The sequence below is a fragment of the Vibrio sp. NH-7 genome, from assembly GCF_053643215.1.
Genome location: NZ_CM132187.1, coordinates 2,844,963 through 2,866,396, shown reverse-complemented (window position 1 = coordinate 2,866,396; position 21,434 = coordinate 2,844,963). Strand labels below are relative to the sequence as shown.

Below are 21,434 nucleotides of genomic sequence, written 5' to 3'. Positions count from 1 at the left end.
ATATAAACCTATCAATCTGTGTGGGCACTCGTTGATGATAATCCAATTAGATACTTCGGTATCAAATTAGGTTTCAATGAAACGAAGTGACCATTGAATCGAAAGATTCAGCACAGTCAATTCAAACATTACTTATGTAATGTTCAGTATTCATTGAGCCGACAAAATCTTAAATTGAAGAGTTTGATCATGGCTCAGATTGAACGCTGGCGGCAGGCCTAACACATGCAAGTCGAGCGGAAACGAGTTATCTGAACCTTCGGGGAACGATAACGGCGTCGAGCGGCGGACGGGTGAGTAATGCCTGGGAAATTGCCCTGATGTGGGGGATAACCATTGGAAACGATGGCTAATACCGCATAATAGCTTCGGCTCAAAGAGGGGGACCTTCGGGCCTCTCGCGTCAGGATATGCCCAGGTGGGATTAGCTAGTTGGTGAGGTAAGGGCTCACCAAGGCGACGATCCCTAGCTGGTCTGAGAGGATGATCAGCCACACTGGAACTGAGACACGGTCCAGACTCCTACGGGAGGCAGCAGTGGGGAATATTGCACAATGGGCGCAAGCCTGATGCAGCCATGCCGCGTGTATGAAGAAGGCCTTCGGGTTGTAAAGTACTTTCAGCAGTGAGGAAGGCGGGTACGTTAATAGCGTGCTCGTTTGACGTTAGCTGCAGAAGAAGCACCGGCTAACTCCGTGCCAGCAGCCGCGGTAATACGGAGGGTGCGAGCGTTAATCGGAATTACTGGGCGTAAAGCGCATGCAGGTGGTTTGTTAAGTCAGATGTGAAAGCCCGGGGCTCAACCTCGGAATTGCATTTGAAACTGGCAGACTAGAGTACTGTAGAGGGGGGTAGAATTTCAGGTGTAGCGGTGAAATGCGTAGAGATCTGAAGGAATACCGGTGGCGAAGGCGGCCCCCTGGACAGATACTGACACTCAGATGCGAAAGCGTGGGGAGCAAACAGGATTAGATACCCTGGTAGTCCACGCCGTAAACGATGTCTACTTGGAGGTTGTGGCCTTGAGCCGTGGCTTTCGGAGCTAACGCGTTAAGTAGACCGCCTGGGGAGTACGGTCGCAAGATTAAAACTCAAATGAATTGACGGGGGCCCGCACAAGCGGTGGAGCATGTGGTTTAATTCGATGCAACGCGAAGAACCTTACCTACTCTTGACATCCTCAGAAGCTTGTAGAGATACGAGTGTGCCTTCGGGAACTGAGAGACAGGTGCTGCATGGCTGTCGTCAGCTCGTGTTGTGAAATGTTGGGTTAAGTCCCGCAACGAGCGCAACCCTTATCCTTGTTTGCCAGCACTTCGGGTGGGAACTCCAGGGAGACTGCCGGTGATAAACCGGAGGAAGGTGGGGACGACGTCAAGTCATCATGGCCCTTACGAGTAGGGCTACACACGTGCTACAATGGCGCATACAGAGGGCAGCCAACTTGCGAGAGTGAGCGAATCCCAAAAAGTGCGTCGTAGTCCGGATTGGAGTCTGCAACTCGACTCCATGAAGTCGGAATCGCTAGTAATCGTGGATCAGAATGCCACGGTGAATACGTTCCCGGGCCTTGTACACACCGCCCGTCACACCATGGGAGTGGGCTGCAAAAGAAGTGGGTAGTTTAACCTTCGGGGGGACGCTCACCACTTTGTGGTTCATGACTGGGGTGAAGTCGTAACAAGGTAGCGCTAGGGGAACCTGGCGCTGGATCACCTCCTTATACGATGATTATTGCGATGAGTGTTCACACAGATTGATGGTTTATACGTTTTAGAGACGATACTGGGTCTGTAGCTCAGGTGGTTAGAGCGTTCGCCTGATAAGCGAGAGGTCGGTGGTTCAAGTCCACTCAGACCCACCAATTTCCTTGAAATTGGCATACAGTATCGACACCTTGATGGGGCTATAGCTCAGCTGGGAGAGCGCCTGCCTTGCACGCAGGAGGTCTGCGGTTCGATCCCGCATAGCTCCACCATCTTTAAGTGTTCTTTCACAAGAATCTTTAAACATGGTTTTCATCAGAAAATCTAGCTCTTTAACAATTTGGAAAGCTGACAAATCAACAAATTATTGTTGATTGTAAAGTTCTCAATGTTTGTCTTTAAGACAAACACCAATACAACACATTCAAGTGTTCTTGGAATTTGAGTCCGGCAAAATCGTGTCTGCACATGTATAAAAATGCAGACAACTTTGGTTACTAACAAAGACCCTTTGGGGTTGTATGGTTAAGTGACTAAGCGTACACGGTGGATGCCTTGGCAGTCAGAGGCGATGAAGGACGTATTAACTTGCGATAAGCCCAGATTAGGTAGTAAAAACCATTTGAGTCTGGGATTTCCGAATGGGGAAACCCACTTACATAAGTAAGTATCCTGTTGTGAATACATAGCAGCAGGAGGCGAACCGGGGGAACTGAAACATCTAAGTACCCCGAGGAAAAGAAATCAACCGAGATTCCGAAAGTAGCGGCGAGCGAAATTGGACTAGCCCTTAAGCTTTACACGCGTTAGACGAACGGTCTGGAAAGTCCGACGATACAGGGTGATAGTCCCGTAGTTGACGATGTGTGTTCAGTGAAATCGAGTAGGGCGGGACACGTGATATCCTGTCTGAATATGGGGGGACCATCCTCCAAGGCTAAATACTACTGACTGACCGATAGTGAACCAGTACCGTGAGGGAAAGGCGAAAAGAACCCCTGTGAGGGGAGTGAAATAGAACCTGAAACCGTGTACGTACAAGCAGTAGGAGCACCTTCGTGGTGTGACTGCGTACCTTTTGTATAATGGGTCAGCGACTTATATTCAGTAGCAAGGTTAACCATCTAGGGGAGCCGTAGAGAAATCGAGTCTTAACTGGGCGTCGAGTTGCTGGATATAGACCCGAAACCAGGTGATCTAGCCATGGGCAGGTTGAAGGTTGAGTAACATCAACTGGAGGACCGAACCGACTAATGTTGAAAAATTAGCGGATGACTTGTGGCTAGGGGTGAAAGGCCAATCAAACCTGGAGATAGCTGGTTCTCCCCGAAATCTATTTAGGTAGAGCCTCGGACGAATACTACTGGGGGTAGAGCACTGTTAAGGCTAGGGGGTCATCCCGACTTACCAACCCTTTGCAAACTCCGAATACCAGTAAGTACTATCCGGGAGACACACGGCGGGTGCTAACGTCCGTCGTGGAGAGGGAAACAACCCAGACCGCCAGCTAAGGTCCCAAATTATAGCTAAGTGGGAAACGATGTGGGAAGGCTTAGACAGCTAGGATGTTGGCTTAGAAGCAGCCATCATTTAAAGAAAGCGTAATAGCTCACTAGTCGAGTCGGCCTGCGCGGAAGATGTAACGGGGCTAAGCTATAAACCGAAGCTGCGGCAATGACTTTTAGTCATTGGGTAGGGGAGCGTTCTGTAAGCCGTTGAAGGTGAGTTGTAAAGCTTGCTGGAGGTATCAGAAGTGCGAATGCTGACATGAGTAACGATAAAGGGGGTGAAAAACCTCCTCGCCGGAAGACCAAGGGTTCCTGTCCAACGTTAATCGGGGCAGGGTAAGTCGACCCCTAAGGCGAGGCCGAAAGGCGTAGTCGATGGGAAACGGGTTAATATTCCCGTACTTCTTACAATTGCGATGGGGGGACGGAGAAGGCTAGGTGGGCCTGGCGACGGTTGTCCAGGTTCAAGTGCGTAGGCTTGAGAGTTAGGTAAATCCGGCTCTCTCTAAGGCTGAGACACGACGTCGAGCTACTACGGTAGTGAAGTCATTGATGCCATGCTTCCAGGAAAAGCCTCTAAGCTTCAGATTGTAAGGAATCGTACCCCAAACCGACACAGGTGGTCGGGTAGAGAATACCAAGGCGCTTGAGAGAACTCGGGTGAAGGAACTAGGCAAAATGGTACCGTAACTTCGGGAGAAGGTACGCTCTTGACGGTGAAGTCCCTCGCGGATGGAGCTATTGAGAGTCGCAGATACCAGGTGGCTGCAACTGTTTATTAAAAACACAGCACTGTGCAAAATCGTAAGATGACGTATACGGTGTGACGCCTGCCCGGTGCCGGAAGGTTAATTGATGGGGTTAGTGCTTGCACGAAGCTCTTGATCGAAGCCCCGGTAAACGGCGGCCGTAACTATAACGGTCCTAAGGTAGCGAAATTCCTTGTCGGGTAAGTTCCGACCTGCACGAATGGCGTAATGATGGCCACGCTGTCTCCACCCGAGACTCAGTGAAATTGAAATCGCTGTGAAGATGCAGTGTACCCGCGGCTAGACGGAAAGACCCCGTGAACCTTTACTACAGCTTGGCACTGAACATTGACCCTACATGTGTAGGATAGGTGGGAGGCTTTGAACCCGGTACGCCAGTATCGGTGGAGCCGTCCTTGAAATACCACCCTTGTAGTGTTGATGTTCTAACGTTGACCCCTTATCGGGGTTGCGGACAGTGCCTGGTGGGTAGTTTGACTGGGGCGGTCTCCTCCCAAAGAGTAACGGAGGAGCACGAAGGTGGGCTAATCACGGTTGGACATCGTGAGGTTAGTGCAATGGCATAAGCCCGCTTGACTGCGAGAATGACAATTCGAGCAGGTGCGAAAGCAGGTCATAGTGATCCGGTGGTTCTGAATGGAAGGGCCATCGCTCAACGGATAAAAGGTACTCCGGGGATAACAGGCTGATACCGCCCAAGAGTTCATATCGACGGCGGTGTTTGGCACCTCGATGTCGGCTCATCACATCCTGGGGCTGAAGTCGGTCCCAAGGGTATGGCTGTTCGCCATTTAAAGTGGTACGCGAGCTGGGTTTAGAACGTCGTGAGACAGTTCGGTCCCTATCTGCCGTGGGCGTTGGAAGATTGAAGGGGGCTGCTCCTAGTACGAGAGGACCGGAGTGGACGAACCTCTGGTGTTCGGGTTGTGTCGCCAGACGCATTGCCCGGTAGCTAAGTTCGGAATCGATAACCGCTGAAAGCATCTAAGCGGGAAGCGAGCCCTGAGATGAGTCTTCCCTGACCCCTTGAGGGTCCTAAAGGGTTGTTCGAGACTAGAACGTTGATAGGCAGGGTGTGTAAGTGCTGTGAGGCATTGAGCTAACCTGTACTAATTGCCCGTGAGGCTTAACCATACAACACCCAAAGGGTTTTGATGGACTCAATAGAAGAATTACTTGATTGTGTTTTGAGAGCACAAACAGCTTTCCGAATTAAAGAATTTGCTTGGCGACCATAGCGATTTGGACCCACCTGATTCCATGCCGAACTCAGAAGTGAAACGAATTAGCGCCGATGGTAGTGTGGGGCTTCCCCATGTGAGAGTAGGACATCGCCAGGCTTCCAATTTATTTTCACTTTTTAAAAGTGAAGACAAAAGATGGATACTTGCTTGATAGCGAGTACGCCACTGCGGAGTGGTAGTTCAGTTGGTTAGAATACCGGCCTGTCACGCCGGGGGTCGCGGGTTCGAGTCCCGTCCACTCCGCCACTTATACTAAGCCCTAGTCGAGAGACTAGGGCTTTTTTACGTTTCAGATTTCTGAAAATGCTGCGTACTTTTTGCGAACCGAAATATCGAACCGTCGAGCCCGTGCGCTCACCCATGCAATAGAGTATCAATTCAATCACTTTGCTACTTATTTGAAAGCCTAGTCTTGCGACTAGGCTTTCGTTGTTTCTGGGTCAAGAAAACTTCTGTGCTGACCAATGACTCTCAGCCGTATTATCCAAATAGCCTGCGATTGTTCATGAACAAGCTCCGTAAGAACAAGAAATAGCGAGCTTTGTTAAACGTTACGTGCCTTCGCGTGTCAGAGAGCTCTAATTGGATGTAAGCCTAGCCATTCTGAGCCGCCAGTCTAAAAACGTCTTTGGCCTGTAACTTTCCTATCGCTGAATCTATAACAATAAGCTTCGTTTCATGCTTGCATACTAATCATTAGGAAAGTTTAGGTTGAGGGTTTCATTACTTGTTGAGGGCTCTGGAAGGGATACAACGAGGTTAAATCTGTATACCTATTGCAGGCGTACTCTTTCAATTCCCAAATTGTTCCGGATATAAAAAGGCCAGCAGAAGCTGACCTTAAATCATAATGCTCTCTGAGAGTTAAAGAATAATATCTCTGACTTCTGGGTCTTTGCGTTCAAGGTAGTGAATTGATTTGATACGGCGAATCGTGCGGCAGCGACCGCGAATCAACAGAGTTTCTGTCGTTGCGATATTGCCTTGGCGTGTAATACCTTCTAATAGGTCCCCTTTAGTGATACCCGTAGCTGAAAACACAACATTATCACTGCGTGCCATGTCTTCCATCTTTAAGACTACATTCGCTTCAACACCCATCTCTTCACAACGTTTTAGCTCTGCAGCACCGTAGATGCGGTTTTCTTCGCTATTCCCTTTTACTTCATGTCGAGGGAGTAGTCGTCCATTCATATCACCGTCCAGTGCACGAATGACAGCGGCGGAGACTACGCCCTCTGGAGCGCCACCTACACAGTACATCGCATCAACTTCACTGTCTGGCATACAAGTCAGGATTGACGCTGCTACGTCACCATCAGGCACGGCGAAGACTCTGACACCCATTGATTGCATTTCAGCAATGACATCATCATGACGTGGCTTTGCGAGTGTTATGACGACCAAGGTATCGAGTGTCTTGTTCAGTGCCTGAGCAATATTCTCTAGGTTTTCTTTTAATGGCTTATGGAGATCGATACAGCCTTTTGCGCCAGGACCAACAACGAGTTTCTCCATGTACATATCTGGCGCTTTCAAGAAGCTTCCTTTTTCTCCCGCAGCAAGAACGGCTAACGCATTAGACTGCCCCATTGCGGTCATGCGCGTCCCTTCGATAGGGTCGACTGCAATATCAACCTCATCGCCCCCGATACCGACATTTTCTCCGATATACAGCATTGGCGCGTCATCGATCTCACCCTCACCAATCACAATTTCACCACTGATCTCTGTTTTGTTGAGCAGTGAGCGCATCACCTCAACAGCGGCCCCATCGGCGGCGTTTTTGTCGCCTCGGCCAAGCCATTTATAGCCTGCTAATGCAGCGCCTTCTGTTACTCGAGAAAATGCCATTGCTAAATCGCGTTTCATGATAGCTCCAAAGTAAGGGGGAATGAGAAAATCGGCAGGATTCTAACACAATGACAGGAAAACGTTTGCTATTTCGTGTGATTTGAATTGAACTCGATCAAAGCAGCGTCGAAATTCCTCGAGTTCGCACTTTGAATCTCTTTCAGTCAGGGGATTGTCAAGCTGTGCTGTTTTTTTGACCGAATGGCACAAAATATCGAATATAGGGCGTGTTTATCATTCTCGGGCTGAGTAGAATGAAGGTATTGAGTGGAGAGCCCTTCACATAAACGAATCACTAAAGGTAGGCTAAGATGTCTTTTGAAGTACTAGAACAACTAGAAGCGAAAATCCAAACAGCAGTCGACACTATTTCTTTGCTACAGATGGAAGTTGAAGAGCTGAAAGAAGAGAAAGAAAAGCTTGCTCTTGAGGCGAATGAGCTACGTTCTAGCCGCGAAGAATTGGAGCAAAAGGCTCAACAGATGCAACAAGAACATGCTGCATGGCAAGATCGCATCCGTAACCTTCTAGGTAAAATGGATGAAGTCGAGTAAGTTGAACACTTATCTGTGACTGAATTGAAAAAAGGTTGGCGAATGCCAACCTTTTTACGTTTTATCGATTATGAAGCGGAAGGTCGAACACCTAGTGTATGACACAGGGCGTATGTCATTTCCGCACGATTAAGCGTATAGAAATGGAAATCTTTCACACCTTCGCGACTGAGCACTCGGATCATATCAATCGCTTGGCTAGCACCAACTAGCTGGCGAGTTGTCGGATCATCATCCAGACCTTCAAACTGTTTAGCCATCCAGCTCGGTACCTTTACGTTGTTCTGTGCAGCAAAGCGTGAGGCTTGCTTGAAGTTTGATACTGGCAGGATGCCCGGTACTATTTCTACGTCGATTCCGGCTGCGACACAGCGGTCACGAAATCGTAAGTAGCTTTCGACATCAAAAAAGAACTGGGTGATGGCACGGTTTGCACCAGCGTCGACTTTGCGCTTTAGGTTCAGAAGATCAGCTTGCGCACTTTTCGCTTCAGGGTGGACTTCAGGGAAAGCGGCAACCGAGATATCAAAGTCATGACGCTCTTTTAATAATGTAACAAGATCGGATGCGTACATATCAGGCTTACCACCACCCGGTGGGATATCGCCACGCAGTGCAACAATACTCTGAATGCCGTTATTCCAGTAGTCATCAGCGATTTGAATGAGTTCTTCACGGTTCGCATCAATACAGGTCAAGTGTGGTGCTGCGACCAAGCCAGTTTCAGCTTTGATTTCTTTGATGATTGAGTGGGTACGGTCACGTTCGCCTGAGTTAGCTCCATAGGTCACAGAAACAAACTTCGGCTTTAGTGTTTTTAGGCGGTGCACAGAGTTCCAAAGCGTCTCTTCCATTTTCTCGCTACTTGGCGGAAAAAATTCAAATGACACATTGATGTTGTCAGAAAGTTCAGCGATATTCTGGTTTAAGGCGTCAATATGACCTGCGTGTGTGTATCCCATCTTACTCTCCCTGTGGCAACTCTGCCCGCTCAAATCCAAATCCCTAAATTGACGTTTAGACGTCTATATGTCCACAGAATGTCTTGAATACCATTTAATGTCAATAATCTAATTATGAATTTTATTCAAGTTGATCATGAGCGATATTGAAGTTCACTTTACTGGAGTTCTCTGTCTATGATTTTAGACAGAGTTTGCGAGTCAGGATGAAAAAGGGCTGTATGAAACAGCCCTAGATAGGTTTAAAGGAGGCTAGAAAGTAGATTGAGATCCGATTGAATCGCGCCAGAGGTCACTTCTCTTCCTGCGCCTGGTCCACGGATAACGAGTGGGTTGTCTTTGTACCATTTGCTCTCAATCGCGAAAATGTTGTCACATGGCAGTAGATTAGCCAGTGCATGTTCTTTGCTTAATGCTTCGACGCCAACGCTCGCTTGGCCATTTTTCTCGAGACGGGCAACGTAACGAAGCACCTTATCTTCACGCTGTGCTTTCTTGAGTCGTTCCGCAAGTAGCTCACTGAGCAGTTGGCTCTTGTCTAGAAAGTCATCGAGTGAGAGCGCTGCCAACTCTTCAGGAACTAGACTTTCGACCTTGACGGCTTCTGGCTCTATGGCTAACCCTGCTTCACGGGCAAGGATTACCAGTTTGCGCATAACATCCGAACCATCAAGGTCGTTGCGTGGGTCGGGCTCGGTAAGGCCTTGTTGCCAGGCTAAATCAACTAACTCGGCAAAAGGCACCGAACCATCATACTGCTGGAAAAGCCATGAGAGTGTTCCAGAGAAGATTCCTGATAGTGCCTGGATGTCATCCCCACTTTCTCGCAAATCACGCACTGTGTGGTTGATAGGAAGTCCTGCTCCGACAGTTGCGTTGTATAGCCAATGGCGATTTATCTTTGCGAAGGCATCTTGGACTTGATGATAATATTTGCTTGAAGCCGAACCCGAGACTTTGTTCGCCGATATTAGATGCATACCTTGCTCTGCAATTTTCAAATATTGGCTTGCCAGCTCTTTGCTTGCGGTGACATCCAAGACGACGACATCATCGTAACCTTGAATCGAACCAAGCTTGGTAATCCACTCTCCAGGTTGATACTCGGTGGCTTCATCGTCAAAGCGGGCACTCACAGTTGCGGCGTCAATACCTTGCGGGTCGAACCAATATGTTTGGCTGTCGATGACAGCAACTAACTCAAAGTTCATACCGCGGCGCTTCTCTAGTTCGGTTTTTTGTTCAGCAAATAGGGTTAGCCAACTTGAACCTATATTCCCTTTGCCACACAGGGCGATGCCAACGCGTTTTTGAGCTTGGAACAACTGGCTGTGAATAGCTTTTACTAGCGGAGTAGTGTCGGCTTTGCGTAAAACGGCGACCAAGCTCAAGCCAGATTGAGATTCAGAAACAAATTCAACAGGCGAGGATTTCAGTTTTTGATAGAAACCATAGCAGTGGTTGGCGTTTTTGGTCACTCCCGCACCTACTGCTGCGACCAATGAGAAGCCTTCCTTTAGTTTAATTTCCGCTTCGATTGCGGCATCTTGCAGGTGCTCTAGTGCACCGCCGGCAATTTCTGCGGTGTAAGCAAGGCGCAGAGTATGCTGATCGTGTTGAACCTCGTATGTCAATGGCTCAAGCTGAGCGCGTTTCAGGCCTGAAAGGACTTCTTTTTCGAGTCGATAAAAATCATGACCCGCAGAAAAATTGAGTTGGATAAGCAGTACTTCACTAAGCGAGGAGATGATTTTTGCTCCTCGACCAGAAGCCAATACACGCTCTATGCGAGTTGACCCCGACTCTGGCTCGTAGCTACAGCGAAGATGCAGATCCATTGCGCTTTGAGCGACGGGTTGTAGCGTTCTGCTATGCAAGACAGGGGCAGCGAGACGAGCGAGTTCACTGGCTTCATCTAGTCTGAGTAATGGCAGTAAACATGCATCACTCACTATACGTGGATCCGCGCTGTATACCCCTGCAACATCACTCCAGATAGTCACGCGGCTGACTTCAGCCAGTGCCCCGATGACGGTTGCGGAGTAATCGGAGCCATTTCGACCAAGCAGCACGGTTTGGCCGTGGTTATCTTGCGCCATAAAGCCTGTAATCACCACTCGGTGATGAGCATGCTGTACCAACACTTCCTTTAATAGCGGGTATGACGCACCTCTGTCGACTTCTGGTTGAGTCCCTATCTCTGCTCGTAAGAAGGCGCGAGCATCTTGTGCAACGGCGTTTAGGTCGCTTTGGTTAAGGAGCGCCGCTAGGAGACGTGATGACCATACTTCACCGTGGCCAAGTACCGCCGCTTTCTCCGCGTCAGTGAGTGGTGCGGTCAAATCGCCTAATGTTGAAAACTCATCATGAAGTATTGCCAACAAGGCGTCTTGTTCTTCCGATGTGATCAACTCTTCAATCAAGGAAGTTTGGAACTGGCGGAGGCTTTGCAGCACTTCATGCGCTAGTCGACCATCTTTGTTGAGGGATTCAAGGAACTCGATCAGTCGGTTGGTGGTTTTTCCTGCTGCAGAGACGACAATCAGGTCTTCGCTGTTGGAGTACTCTTTTAAGATGGTGACTACGCGGCGGTAACATTCGGGATCGGCGAGGCTACTGCCGCCAAATTTATGCAGCTGACGAGAAGCAGTCATTAGCATGCCTCCTTGGTTTGATTAAAGGCGCGGTCTAAGTCTGCAATTAGGTCACCGGCATCTTCTAAACCGACTGACAAGCGGAGCAACTGATGAGTGACTCCCGCTTCTGCAAGCGCCTCTTCACCCATCGCTCTGTGTGTCATCGAAGCTGGGTGGCAGATCAAACTCTCTACGCCACCCAAAGACTCGGCTAGTGAGAAGAGTTCGAGCTGGCCAACGAAGTGTTTGAGCTGCTCAAAGCTTCCTGCAAACTCAAAGCTGAGCATAGAGCCAAAGCCAGACTGCTGTCGTTTCGCTATTTCGTGTCCTGGATGATCCGGAAGACTCGGATGATAAATGGCTCCAACAAGGTCTTGGTTTTTGAGGTACTCAAGGATTTGCGCCGAACTTTCTTCATGCACCTTCATGCGAGCCCCTAAGGTGCGTATGCCACGTAGGGTCATATAACTGTCAAATGGAGTACCTGTCGCGCCGATACAGTTGCCCCACCAAGCAAGCTCCTCTGCATGTTGCTCGGTTTTAGTAACGACCACGCCACCAATGACATCTGAGTGGCCATTAATGTACTTGGTGGTTGAGTGAATAACGAAGTCTGCGCCTAATTCGAGAGGCTTTTGGAACACTGGTGTTAAAAAGGTATTGTCGACACCGACGAGCGCACCAACCTGTTTTGCTTTGGCGCATACTTTTGCGATATCGACCACGCGCACTAAAGGGTTGGAAGGGGTTTCAATCAGGATGAGTTTCGGTTTTAGCGCAATGGCGGCATCGAGTGCTTGCTCGTCCGATTGATCAACAAACTGCACTTTGAAGTCACCTTTCAGTGAGCGCGTGTTGAATAAACGGTATGTGCCACCGTAGCAGTCATGAGGCGCGATGATGAGGTCATCTGGGCCCAAAAATGCAGACACCCATAAGTTGAGCGCAGAGGTGCCACAATTTGTCACTACCGCGCCTTTGCCTGACTCTAACTCAAACAATGCAGTTTCAAGCAAACCTCGGTTCGGGTTGCCGGAGCGGGTATAGTCATACTGAGGAACTTCACCAAAGGCTGGAAAGCCATAGTTTGTCGAGAGGTAAATAGGGGGAACAACAGCGTGGTGTTGAGTATCTGATTCAATACCAGTACGTACGGCAATGGTGGCTGGCTTATGGGCGCTCATAAGTGTTTCCTTTCGAACAGTGGTGACAACTTGTAGGGAATACGATATACCTGATGGATGTTAGATATATGTTATTCCATCTCCATATCTCACCACTTTACTTCTCATTTTTAGAGACGTCAACACTTCTAGACGTCTATATGTCTTTGCTTGTGGCTATAAATACCGCTAAAATTGCGCTTTACTCAACTAAACATAAAAATGAATTAAGGTGCGCAATGGCAGACTGGAATGGCGAATACATAAGCCCATACGCTGAGCATGGAAAGAAAAGCGAACAAGTAAAGAAGATCACGGTTTCTATTCCATTGAAAGTATTGAAGGTATTAACGGATGAGCGTACTCGTCGTCAGATTAATAACCTACGCCATGCAACAAACAGTGAGCTATTGTGTGAAGCATTTTTGCATGCCTATACCGGTCAGCCACTACCAACGGATGAAGATTTACGAAAAGATCGCCCAGATGATATCCCTGCAGAAGTGAAAAAACTGATGGAAGAAATGGGGATCGAGTACGAAGCGTTTGACGAAGAATAAAAACACGCCTTGGTTAGTCCATAATTGGTAACAAACGCACCTCTTAATTTGCTGTCGTCGATTTGTTTCAGATACTAAAAAGCCGCTGACTTTAGGTTAGCGGCTTTTGGTTTTCAGAGGCGTGACGATTACGCTTCCATGTAGCCTTCAGGCATATCGATACGTGCAACGCCAGAGTCAACGGCCGCTTGTGCCACAGCTTTAGCAACGCGAGGTAGTAGGCGAGCATCCATTGGTTTTGGAATGATGTAGCTTGGTCCAAACTCTAAGTGGTCTACGCCCGCAGCTTTAAGGACTTCTGCCGGCACTTCTTCTTTTGCCAGTTGACGAATCGCATCAACCGCTGCAAGTTTCATTTCATCATTGATTTCACTTGCGCGAACATCCAATGCACCACGGAAGATGAATGGGAAGCAAAGAACGTTGTTCACTTGGTTTGGATAGTCAGAGCGGCCCGTACCCATGATGAGGTCATCACGCACTTCATGTGCCAGTTCCGGCTTGATCTCTGGATCAGGGTTAGAACAAGCAAACACAACAGGTTTGTCGGCCATCAGCTTTAGAGCCTCCGCCGGAAGTAGGTTAGGACCAGATACACCTAAGAACAGGTCCGCGCCTTCGATCACATCTTCAAGCGTGCGTTTATCTGTATTGTTGGCGAATAGCTGCTTGTACTCATTTAGGTCGTCACGACGAGTATGAATGACCCCCTTACGGTCAAGCATATAAATCTTTTCACGCATCGCGCCACATTTGATCAGTAGCTCCATACAAGCTACAGCGGCAGCACCTGCGCCCAAACAAACGATCGTCGCCTCTTCTAGCTTTTTACCTTGTAGCTCGATCGCGTTAAGCATGCCCGCCGCAGTAACAATTGCAGTACCGTGTTGGTCGTCGTGGAAAACAGGAACATCACAACGTTCAATCAGTTGCTTTTCAATTTCGAAGCAATCCGGTGCTTTGATGTCTTCTAGGTTAATACCACCAAAGGTGTCAGCAATGTTAGCGACAGTGTCAACGAACTCTTCAATAGTGCGGTGTTTGACTTCAATATCAATCGAGTCCAAACCAGCGAAGCGTTTAAATAGCAGTGATTTACCTTCCATGACTGGTTTTGAGGCCAGCGGACCTAAGTTACCTAGACCAAGAATCGCAGTACCGTTTGAAATAACCGCAACCATGTTGCCTTTAGACGTATATTTGTAAACATTGTCTGGGTTTTGCGCGATCTCACGAACGGGCTCCGCTACACCTGGGCTGTATGCTAACGCGAGGTCAGTTGCGGTCTCCGCAGGTTTGGTAAGTTCAACAGAGATCTTACCGGCTGTTGGGTAAGCATGGTAATCCAACGCCTGTTGACGGAATTGTTCTTCAGGGGATAGTTCTTGGTGATTGTCAGATGACATAGGTGTAGGTACTCGTTATTAATGTTTGGAAAGGGGGAATCCATTCTAGAGTAACTAAGTCAAGCTGCAAAGGTCAGAATGCGACCTGTAACGCCAAAAGGTGTCAATTCACTGGAGATTAGACCAGATGAATAGAGATGTCGCTAGGAATTCTCAATATTGATGAAGCAATACACTGCGTTAATAGAGACTTTTCTGAACGTGGAAAACAAAAAAGGACGCCAGGGCGTCCTTTTTAGATTCGGCTAAGAAGTGATTACTTCTTGCTTGATAGAGCACCGAAACGCTTGTTGAAGCGATCAACACGGCCGCCTGTATCAACGATACGTTGCTTACCAGTGTAGAATGGGTGACATTTGTCACATACGTCTAGGTGGATTGACTCTTTAGCTAGAGTTGAGTTGAACTCAAAAGAGTTGCCACAAGAACATGTTGCTTTAACAGCTTTGTACTCTGGGTGGATACCAGCTTTCATGGGAGAACCTCTAATATAGGCCGTGTCGCTATCCGAATCTTAGCCGGACACCACACGTAGTTAAAAAATAGCTTGGATACCGCTGCCATTGGCGAGCCATATCTCTAAGGCGCGCTATAGTAATGAATCCATCTCTCTGAATCAACCCGTTTACAGAGAAAAGTGCTACTTTTTTAGCCGAATATGGCAAAGGCACTTGTTGGTATTCACTCAAGCCAAGTTTTGGTCAACAAATCCCGTCTCTTTCTACTTTTGACCTTTTCCCTTACACTGGTTTGGTCTCACTTTACACTTCTTTAATGGCTATTATGCGACCAACGATTGCGCGAGTGGCGTTACCTGTTCCACTGGACAAACAGTTTGATTATCAGATCCCTTCACATGCGTTTCCGATTATCGGCGGACGAGTGTCGGTGCCGTTTGGTCGACAAACTCTGGTTGGTGTGGTTACCGCGTTGGTGAATGAGTCGGAATTTGGGGTTGATAAGCTCAAACCGATCAAACAAGTACTTGATAGCCAACCTGTATGGTCAGATACGCTTTACTCTTTGTTGCATTGGTGTAGCCAGTTCTATCAGTACCCGCTGGGCGATACCTTACTTAATGCTATGCCGAGTGCCTTAAGAAAGGGCAAGCCTGCCGATTTTGCCGCGCTGGTGGAGTGGCAACTGACGTCGCTGGGGCGTGACCAATTCATGCAGGGGTTTGGTCGAGCAGTACAACAGGCGAAAGTGATGCACATGCTCGAGCTTGGACCTGTTCCTCACCAGGCGTTTATTGATCAAGACATCAGTTCTAGCGTTCTAAAAACGTTAAGTGAGAAAGGGTGGATAGAATCGATTGAGCGCAAACCCGTTATTCGAGATTGGAGCCAAGACGTTGAAGCGTCTGTTGAGAAGCCGAAGCTCAACACTGAACAAGCGGTGGCGATTGCGACCGTCAATAGTACAGATGGCTTTGGTTGCTTTTTGCTGGAAGGGGTAACGGGGTCAGGTAAAACCGAAGTGTATCTCAACTTGATAAAACCTGTACTTGAGAAAGGAAAGCAGGCGTTAGTCCTGGTTCCGGAAATTGGCCTTACTCCTCAAACCATCAATCGATTCAAAAAGCGTTTCACGGTTCCTGTTGAAGTGATTCACTCAGGATTGAATGATAGCGAAAGATTGAACGCGTGGCTGTCGGCTCGAGACAACGCGGCGGGGATTGTTATTGGTACTCGGTCAGCACTACTCACGCCGTTTCACAACTTGGGCATTATCATCGTTGATGAAGAGCATGACGCTTCGTATAAACAGCAAGACAGTCTCCGCTACCATGCTCGGGATGTTGCGGTTATGAGAGCGAACAAAGAGCAGATTCCCATTGTGCTTGGCTCTGCGACCCCTGCGCTGGAAACGCTCCACAACGCACTGCAAGGCAAGTATCACCATTTGATCCTCTCTAAGCGTGCGGGTAATGCGACGCCAACCACCAACAAAGTACTAGATATCAAAGGATTGTACTTAGAGAGTGGTATCTCTGCGCCTTTGATTGCCGAAATGCGTAAGCACTTACAGGCTGGCAATCAAGTGATGCTGTTTCTTAACCGACGTGGCTTCTCTCCGGCTCTTATGTGCCACGAATGTGGTTGGATTGCAGAATGTAAACGCTGTGATGCCTACTATACCTACCACCAGTACAGTAATGAGATTCGTTGCCACCACTGCGGATCTCAGCAACCCATTATTCACCAGTGTCAAGGATGTGGCTCGACGCACTTGGTGACGGTCGGTGTCGGAACTGAGCAATTAGAAGCACAACTCGCTCAGCTATTTCCAGATTACAAAGCGATACGGATTGATAGAGACAGCACTCGCAGAAAAGGGAGCCTTGAGTCCGCGCTCTCTGCGATCCGAAATGGTGAGTATCAGATCCTGATTGGAACCCAGATGCTTGCTAAAGGGCATCACTTCCCCGATGTCACGTTAGTCGGGCTGTTGGATGTTGACGGCTCCCTCTACAGCAGTGATTTTCGCGCTTCTGAACGTTTAGCTCAGCTATTCATTCAAGTTGCTGGCCGTGCAGGGCGCGCGAGTAAACCTGGGGAAGTTGTGCTGCAAACCCACCACCCTGAACATAGTTTATTGCAGGCGCTACTAACCAAGAGCTATCGTCATTTTGCAGAGACCGCGCTTCAAGAGCGCAAACTGGCGATGCTACCGCCGTATACATTCCTTACCTTGTTTCGAGCTGAGGCCAATCAAAGCCCATTGGTCGAGGACTTTTTACGTCAAGTCCGTCACACCCTAGAGGCTCATCCGCTGTTTGATGATGGTTGCCAAGTGTTAGGACCGACGCCCGCCCCCTTGGCCAAGCGTGCAGGTAAATACCGTTGGCACTTGCTACTGCAAACCCAGCAACGCTCTACAATGCAAAAATTACTGTCGAGCGCCAAGCCTGTCATTCAAATGCTGCCTAGCGCGAAAAAAGTGCGTTGGACTTTGGATATTGAACCGCAAGATCTCAGCTAGTCCTTTTGTGGGATTCATTCGCTTGCGTTATTAATATTGGATGAATTAGTTGCTGCAAGATTAATGATTTGCATGTTTTTCATTTATTTGTGATTGAGATCTTGTTTGAGCTGCTCGTTTTGTTAAATCTCCCGTAACTTTGAATGACGAAATGAATAAACTAGACCAAGTATTACTTGACTATGCCCACGATATCGCGGCAAGTTAATCGTTTGCTTCGTGCAAATGAACCATAAGAATGAGCTTTAGCTCATCATCGTCACTCCCGACAATCAGAACGAGAGGATGTGACTCAACAAGGTTTAGGTGGCACCGCGCTACCAATGTTGGAAATTGAAGAGGGTAAAATTTTTATGGCGACAATGAAGGATGTTGCCCAGCTAGCAGGCGTTTCGACAGCGACGGTTTCTCGTGCGTTGATGAATCCCGAAAAAGTGTCTTCTGCTACCAGGAAACGAGTAGAAGATGCAGTTCTAGAAGCTGGATACTCACCGAACTCTTTAGCGCGTAATTTGCGTCGCAATGAGTCCAAAACCATCATTGCTATCATTCCAGACATCTGTGACCCCTATTACACAGAAATCATCCGTGGAATCGAAGACGCAGCAATGGAACATGGCTACATCGTTTTACTTGGCGACAGCGGCCAACAGAAAAAACGTGAAAGCTCATTTGTGAATCTCGTCTTTACCAAGCAGGCAGATGGCATGTTGCTACTTGGTACCGACCTTCCTTTTGATGTCAGTAAGCCAGAGCAAAAAAACCTGCCTCCGATGGTGATGGCATGTGAATTTGCACCTGAGCTAGAGCTTCCTACAGTTCATATCGACAACTTAACATCGGCGTTTGAGGCGGTGAACTATTTGACGCAAATGGGGCACAAACGTGTCGCACAAATTTCCGGTCCAGAATCCGCGGTTTTGTGTCAGTTCCGCCATCAAGGTTATCAACAAGCGCTGCGTCGTGCGGGCATCACCATGAACGCCAACTACTGCACTAATGGAGACTTTACCTTTGAAGCGGGTGCAAAGGCGGTTCGCCAACTACTTGCGCTCAAAGAGCCGCCTACCGCGGTATTCTGTCACAATGATGCGATGGCCATTGGCGCGATCCAAGAAGCGAAGAAGTTAGGGCTACGGGTCCCACAAGATTTGTCTGTCGTTGGCTTCGATGACATTCAGTTCGCCCAGTATTGCGATCCGCCGCTAACCACGATTTCTCAGCCAAGGTATGAGATTGGGCGCCAAGCCATGTTGATGATGCTTGAGCTGCTTCGAGGGCATGATGTACGTGCTGGTTCAAGGCTGCTCGAGACGAATCTTGTGGTGAGAGAGAGCGCGGCGCCACCAAGAGTACTGTAACGACACCCAAAAGCGGCGTATTTTGCTGCGCCGCTTCCATTTCCCCTCTGTCATCGTTTGGCAATCTGCATTACCATATCGGCAGTGGCTCACCTATGATTGATGTACAACAGTGGCAAACAAAGATTATGTAAAACGTGGCCGAGGCAGCAGTGGGCGTAAACCTACACGCAAACAAGCGGCTCCCCGTCGAAAACCCTGGCGTAGTGGACTTATCGCCATTCTACTGGTGTCTGTCTTTGGTTATGGCTTGTATACCCTAAGCACAGATCCTGAACCGCCAGCACCTGTTGTCGAAACAAAACCTAAGCCAAAGCCGAAACCAAAAGCGACGTTACCTCCTCCTCCTGAAGAGAAATGGGATTACGTTGAAAGCTTGCCAAACCGCGAAGTGGAAGTGCAAGCGAAGGAGCAAGTGGTTTCCGAAATCCCTTACATCATGCAGTGTGGTGCGTACAAAAACGCTCAGCAAGCGGAAGCACGCAAACTGGATATCGCATTTCAGGGTATCAATAGCAAAATCCGCAAAAAAGAGGGCAGCAGTTGGTATCGCGTGGTACTAGGGCCTTACAAATTTAAGCGTGATGCAGAGCGAGATAAGCACAAACTTCAACGCGCTAAGATCGAGCCTTGCGCGATTTGGAAAGAAGCACAGTAAAACACAAAAAACGAACCTCTCGGGGTTCGTTTTTCATTTCTATCTCAAGGTTGTTCCCTTGAATTCCTCTTTGGGTAGCCTCATATAATCTTTAACACTGAGATTAAAACAACTATGAGGCCCTACTCGTGACTACCATTGTATCTGTACGTCGTAATAACAAAGTCGTCATCGCTGGTGATGGACAAGTATCTCTAGGTAACACAGTAATGAAGGGCAATGCGCGCAAAGTGCGTCGCCTCTATAACAACAAAGTTCTAGCGGGCTTTGCTGGTGGCACGGCTGATGCCTTCACGCTGTTTGAAAAGTTTGAAAGTAAGCTGCAGATGCATCAAGGTCACTTGACCAAAGCAGCAGTGGAGCTGGCAAAAGATTGGCGTAGTGATCGCGCACTTCGTAAGTTAGAAGCTTTGCTAGCGGTGGCTGACGAAACAGCATCACTTATCATTACGGGTAACGGTGATGTCGTTCAGCCTGAAAACGACCTGATTGCGATTGGTTCAGGGGGCAACTTTGCTCAAGCCGCGGCAACGGCTCTGCTTGAAAATACTGAATTAGATGCGCGTGAAATCGCAGAGAAATCACTGAAAATTGCCGGTGATATCTGTGTATTCACTAACCATCACCACACTATTGAAGAACTAGAAATTCCAGCTGAGAAAATCGCTGAATAACCAAAGATAGTGGCAAACAAATTTAAGGAAACTGATTATGTCTGAAATGACTCCTCGCGAAATTGTTCATGAACTCAACCGCCATATCATTGGTCAAGAAAACGCGAAACGCTCAGTTGCGATTGCGCTGCGTAACCGCTGGCGTCGTATGCAATTGGAAGAAAGCTTGCGTGTAGAAGTGACACCGAAGAACATCCTAATGATTGGTCCAACCGGTGTCGGTAAAACAGAGATTGCTCGTCGTCTGGCGAAACTGGCCAATGCGCCTTTCATCAAGGTTGAAGCGACGAAGTTTACCGAAGTTGGCTACGTAGGTAAGGAAGTGGAAACCATCATCCGCGATCTGACAGACGTAGCAATCAAAATGACGCACCAGCAAGCGATGGAAAAAGTAAAATTCCGTGCTGAAGAACAGGCCGAAGAGCGTATTCTTGACGCGCTACTGCCGCCAGCGCGTGATGCTTGGGGTCAGAATGAGCAGCAAGATGAAAGCTCATCAAACACTCGTCAAATCTTCCGTAAGAAGCTACGTGAAGGCAAGCTCGACGACAAAGAGATTGAAATTGATGTGGCTGCGCCGCAAATGGGCGTGGAAATCATGGCGCCTCCGGGCATGGAAGAGATGACGAATCAGCTTCAAGGCATGTTCCAAAACCTCGCGGGTGACACTAAGAAGAAGCGCAAGCTTAAAATCAAAGATGCATTCAAAGCTTTGACGGAAGAAGAAGCGGCAAAATTGGTCAACCAGGAAGAGCTAAAAGAGCAGGCAATCTTTAACGTTGAGAACAACGGCATCGTCTTCATTGATGAAATCGACAAGATCTGTAAGCGCGGTGAAAGCTCAGGCCCTGACGTATCTCGTGAAGGTGTACAGCGTGACTTACTGCCTCTAATCGAAGGTAGCACAGTGTCTACCAAGCACGGCATGGTGAAAACAGACCACATCCTATTTGTAGCATCAGGTGCGTTCCAAGTGGCGAAGCCATCAGATTTGATTCCAGAGCTGCAAGGTCGTTTGCCTATTCGTGTTGAACTTGAAGCGCTTTCAAGCAATGACTTCAAACGTATTTTGACGGAGCCTAAAGCGTCTCTAACAGAGCAATACGTTGCGCTAATGAAGACCGAAGATGTTGATATCGAGTTTACTGAAGACGGCATCACGCAAATCGCTGAAGCGGCGTGGACGGTTAACGAAACCACGGAAAATATTGGCGCTCGTCGCTTGCACACGGTAATGGAACGCTTGATGGATGAGATCTCGTTTGAAGCAACGGATAAATCAGGCTCTAAGCTAACAATCGACGCTGACTACGTGAAAGCTAAACTGGGCGATACCATTGAAGATGAAGATCTAAGCCGCTTTATTCTTTAATCACTGAAGCATTGAAAGCGC

13 protein-coding genes, 3 tRNA genes and 3 rRNA genes are annotated in these 21,434 nt (G+C 48.2%); 13 read left to right on the top strand and 6 right to left on the bottom strand.

Going from position 1 to position 21,434, the window contains the following annotated elements; all coding sequences use genetic code 11:
- Positions 1–171: 171 nt before the first annotated feature.
- The 6 genes from ACUALS_RS13325 to ACUALS_RS13300 all read left to right on the top strand — a co-directional run bounded on the left by ACUALS_RS13325 (position 172) and on the right by ACUALS_RS13300 (position 5,474).
- Positions 172–1,723, top strand: a 16S ribosomal RNA gene (locus tag ACUALS_RS13325).
- A gap of 64 nt (positions 1,724–1,787) precedes the next feature.
- Positions 1,788–1,864: transfer RNA gene (locus tag ACUALS_RS13320), tRNA-Ile, on the top strand.
- A 38-nt stretch (positions 1,865–1,902) separates the two neighbouring features.
- A tRNA-Ala gene (locus tag ACUALS_RS13315) sits at positions 1,903–1,978 on the top strand.
- A gap of 251 nt (positions 1,979–2,229) precedes the next feature.
- Positions 2,230–5,118, top strand: a 23S ribosomal RNA gene (locus ACUALS_RS13310).
- A gap of 90 nt (positions 5,119–5,208) precedes the next feature.
- Positions 5,209–5,324 (top strand): 5S ribosomal RNA (gene rrf, locus ACUALS_RS13305).
- Together the 16S, 23S and 5S rRNA genes with 3 tRNA genes alongside form the textbook arrangement of a ribosomal RNA operon.
- Positions 5,325–5,397: 73 nt before the next feature.
- Positions 5,398–5,474, top strand: a tRNA-Asp gene (locus ACUALS_RS13300).
- Between the two features lie 618 nt (positions 5,475–6,092).
- Here ACUALS_RS13300 and glpX read toward each other — a convergent pair.
- On the bottom strand, positions 6,093–7,100 hold the full coding sequence (glpX, locus tag ACUALS_RS13295; protein WP_038186679.1) for a class II fructose-bisphosphatase: 1,008 nt from the start codon (positions 7,098–7,100) through the stop codon (positions 6,093–6,095).
- A 293-nt stretch (positions 7,101–7,393) separates the two neighbouring features.
- Here glpX and zapB point away from each other — a divergent pair, with 293 nt between their 5' ends.
- A complete protein-coding gene (zapB, locus tag ACUALS_RS13290) occupies positions 7,394–7,636 on the top strand; it encodes a cell division protein ZapB (RefSeq protein WP_005474192.1) in 243 nt (80 codons plus the stop codon).
- A 68-nt stretch (positions 7,637–7,704) separates the two neighbouring features.
- Here zapB and metF read toward each other — a convergent pair whose 3' ends face one another.
- From metF to ACUALS_RS13275, 3 genes are all read right to left on the bottom strand, one after another.
- Positions 7,705–8,598, bottom strand: coding sequence for a methylenetetrahydrofolate reductase (metF, locus tag ACUALS_RS13285; RefSeq protein ID WP_038186683.1), 894 nt, complete (start codon positions 8,596–8,598; stop codon positions 7,705–7,707).
- 242 nt (positions 8,599–8,840) lie between these two features.
- On the bottom strand, positions 8,841–11,252 hold the full coding sequence (locus tag ACUALS_RS13280; RefSeq protein ID WP_454448507.1) for a bifunctional aspartate kinase/homoserine dehydrogenase II: 2,412 nt from the start codon (positions 11,250–11,252) through the stop codon (positions 8,841–8,843).
- A complete protein-coding gene (locus tag ACUALS_RS13275; RefSeq protein ID WP_038186686.1) occupies positions 11,252–12,418 on the bottom strand; it encodes an O-succinylhomoserine (thiol)-lyase in 1,167 nt (388 codons plus the stop codon). The genes ACUALS_RS13280 and ACUALS_RS13275 overlap by 1 nt, the downstream gene beginning before the upstream one ends.
- Positions 12,419–12,636: 218 nt before the next feature.
- On the opposite strand from ACUALS_RS13275, the gene metJ reads away from it, so the two are divergent.
- Positions 12,637–12,957, top strand: coding sequence for a met regulon transcriptional regulator MetJ (metJ, locus tag ACUALS_RS13270; protein ID WP_038141179.1), 321 nt, complete (start codon positions 12,637–12,639; stop codon positions 12,955–12,957).
- Positions 12,958–13,085: 128 nt separating this feature from the next.
- On the opposite strand, the gene ACUALS_RS13265 is transcribed toward metJ, so the two are convergent.
- The gene (locus tag ACUALS_RS13265; protein WP_038141180.1) at positions 13,086–14,363 is read right to left on the bottom strand and encodes a malic enzyme-like NAD(P)-binding protein; all 1,278 of its coding nucleotides are present in this window, start codon (positions 14,361–14,363) and stop codon (positions 13,086–13,088) included.
- A gap of 256 nt (positions 14,364–14,619) precedes the next feature.
- A complete protein-coding gene (gene rpmE, locus ACUALS_RS13260) occupies positions 14,620–14,838 on the bottom strand; it encodes a 50S ribosomal protein L31 (protein WP_004743259.1) in 219 nt (72 codons plus the stop codon).
- Positions 14,839–15,146: 308 nt separating this feature from the next.
- Here rpmE and priA point away from each other — a divergent pair, with 308 nt between their 5' ends.
- The 5 genes from priA to hslU all read left to right on the top strand — a co-directional run bounded on the left by priA (position 15,147) and on the right by hslU (position 21,413).
- A complete protein-coding gene (gene priA / locus ACUALS_RS13255) occupies positions 15,147–17,348 on the top strand; it encodes a primosomal protein N' (protein ID WP_454448506.1) in 2,202 nt (733 codons plus the stop codon).
- Between the two features lie 353 nt (positions 17,349–17,701).
- Positions 17,702–18,709 (top strand): DNA-binding transcriptional regulator CytR, encoded by a 1,008-nt coding sequence (gene cytR / locus ACUALS_RS13250; RefSeq protein WP_038141259.1) that lies wholly within the window; start codon positions 17,702–17,704, stop codon positions 18,707–18,709.
- 112 nt (positions 18,710–18,821) lie between these two features.
- A complete protein-coding gene (gene ftsN / locus ACUALS_RS13245) occupies positions 18,822–19,367 on the top strand; it encodes a cell division protein FtsN (protein ID WP_038186689.1) in 546 nt (181 codons plus the stop codon).
- Between the two features lie 128 nt (positions 19,368–19,495).
- A complete protein-coding gene (hslV, locus tag ACUALS_RS13240; RefSeq protein WP_005474218.1) occupies positions 19,496–20,041 on the top strand; it encodes an ATP-dependent protease subunit HslV in 546 nt (181 codons plus the stop codon).
- 37 nt (positions 20,042–20,078) lie between these two features.
- Positions 20,079–21,413, top strand: a complete 1,335-nt coding sequence (gene hslU, locus ACUALS_RS13235) for an HslU--HslV peptidase ATPase subunit (RefSeq protein WP_005474183.1) — start codon at positions 20,079–20,081, stop codon at positions 21,411–21,413.
- Positions 21,414–21,434 lie beyond the last annotated feature (21 nt).